Genomic DNA, 1,849 nt, shown 5'->3' with positions numbered 1-1,849 from the left:
AACCGGGCGTGAGACTCTCGCCTCACCCGGCTCCCATCAGGCAAGCTTGCCGCCATCGCCGAGTTGCCAATGCACAAAGAGCCTGCGGTTCTCACGCGCGATCTTCTCCAGGAAGAGACGCGCGCGTCCCAAGCGGTGATGGAAGCGCTTGTACTTTCGCTTCAACCAGATAGCCAACGTCTGGTTGATGTAGCGCGCCAAAGGATAGAGCGCCGAACGCGTATATTGCCCATAATAAGCGATCCACCCCCTAACCATCGGGTTTAGCTCGCGGGCAATATCGTCCAAAGTCACCTCGGTTCGCTTGCGAAGTTTCAAGCTTCGGATCGTCGCTCGCATGGCATTCAGCGCTGGTTTGCTGACCGCCGGAGTGAACCCGCAGAACATCCTCTGCGAACGCGGCCGCAGGACCGATCGCGGCCGGAAGCAATAACCGAGAAAGTCAAACATGACCGTCTCAGTCTTGCCCCGGCGTCGGTCGTCCTTGCAGTAGACGATCCTCGTCTTCGTAGGATGCAGTTCCAGGCAGCACTCTGCCAGCCGAGCCTGGAGCGCTTCGCGAATGCTTTGCGCCTCCATCTCATTCCGACAATGTACCAACCCGTCATCTGCATACCGACACCACCGGAGATCGGGGAACATCCGTGCCATCCAGAGATCAAATGCATAGTGCATGAAGAGGTTGGCGAGGATCGGGCTCACCACGCCCCCTTGTGGGGTACCGCGGCTTCGCTCGATTATCGTTCCATCCTCTTGCACCATCGGCGCTGTCAGCCATCTTTCAATGTAGAGCAGCGCCCATGCGCACGTCACATGTTTCCGGACGGCCCGCAGCAGACGCTCGTGGTCGATATTATCGAACAGTCCCTTGATGTCGAACTCCAGAACCCAATCGTACTTCCAGCACCGCTGTCGCGTTACGCCTACGGCATCGAGAGCCGATTTACCGGGTCTGTAGCCGTAAGAATCCGCCAGAAAGATTGCGTCGAGAGCCGGCTCAATTAGTTGTTTGACAACCGTCTGTGCCACGCGGTCTGCCACAGTGGGCACCCCGAGGATCCTTTGGCCCCCACTCTTCTTTGGAATGGAGACGGCGCGAACAGGCGGCGGGAAGTAGGCGCCTGAGCTCATTCGATTCCAAATCTTGTAGAGATTGCTCTTCAAGTCGGACTCGAACTGCTCAATCGTCACTCCGTCGACACCGGCTGCGCCACCATTGGATCGCACCTGCAGATATGCTTCGTACACCTCTCTCTTGTCGATGTTGAACGGTTTGCTCGGCTGGTTCACCGTCGTCCTCCTGTTGTCAGTTGCGACGGTGGCCAGCCCTCCTGATCCGATCCCTTTGCTCCGGCCCCATTACGAGCCTTCGTCGCTAATACGGATCGGTCCGTCCCAGTGCTCCGCGTCGGTAATCTCGCCTCGCGGTCTTCTCCGCTTGTGCTTCTCCCTTTCCATCGGAGCGACTGGTTCCTGCAGTTCCGCGGCAGCGCCTGCATCCGATTCACGCCCCCTCAACGCCGGTCGCCGCCCGCCCGGTCATCAGGCTTCCGGCGGGCTCATCCCAGAGGGACGACACACCTCTGGTTTTGACGACGATTTCCACGTTACGACGGTTCATCGGCGGGTTCATTTTCATTCGTCTCTCGGACGCCTATCCGTTCGGGTATTCCCGACCGTTGGCTTCAACGCTCACGACCGCGCCTCTTAAGCGAAGCCGCTTGAAGTGATTTGGGACCTACTCCTGAAAGTCGATCCCGAGGGGCCTACCCTCATCGCTGCCACAGCTTGTGCACACAGATTTTCAGATCATCTCGATCATCCTTTCCGTGTGCTTCTGCAGCACACT

2 protein-coding genes are annotated in these 1,849 nt (G+C 58.4%); both read right to left on the bottom strand.

The window, feature by feature from the left end; translation table 11 throughout:
* Positions 1 to 36: 36 nt before the first annotated feature.
* Complete coding sequence (gene ltrA, locus EHH60_RS36830; RefSeq protein ID WP_199752525.1) at positions 37 to 1,290, bottom strand: group II intron reverse transcriptase/maturase; 1,254 nt, start codon at positions 1,288 to 1,290, stop codon at positions 37 to 39.
* Between the two features lie 214 nt (positions 1,291 to 1,504).
* The gene (locus EHH60_RS38645) at positions 1,505 to 1,639 is read right to left on the bottom strand and encodes a hypothetical protein (RefSeq protein WP_256436599.1); all 135 of its coding nucleotides are present in this window, start codon (positions 1,637 to 1,639) and stop codon (positions 1,505 to 1,507) included.
* Positions 1,640 to 1,849 lie beyond the last annotated feature (210 nt).

Origin of the sequence: Bradyrhizobium sp. RP6 (assembly GCF_003837805.1) — a bacterium.
Lineage (GTDB): Bacteria > Pseudomonadota > Alphaproteobacteria > Rhizobiales > Xanthobacteraceae > Bradyrhizobium.
The sequence above is the reverse complement of the archived record's forward strand: the minus strand, read 5'-3'. Positions and strand labels throughout refer to the sequence as shown.

What these genes read in the sequence shown, in the direction of transcription:
- EHH60_RS38645 (WP_256436599.1), bottom strand. Translation starts at nt 1,639, where the DNA reads ATGAAAATGAACCCGCCGATGAACCGTCGTAACGTGGAAATCGTCGTC.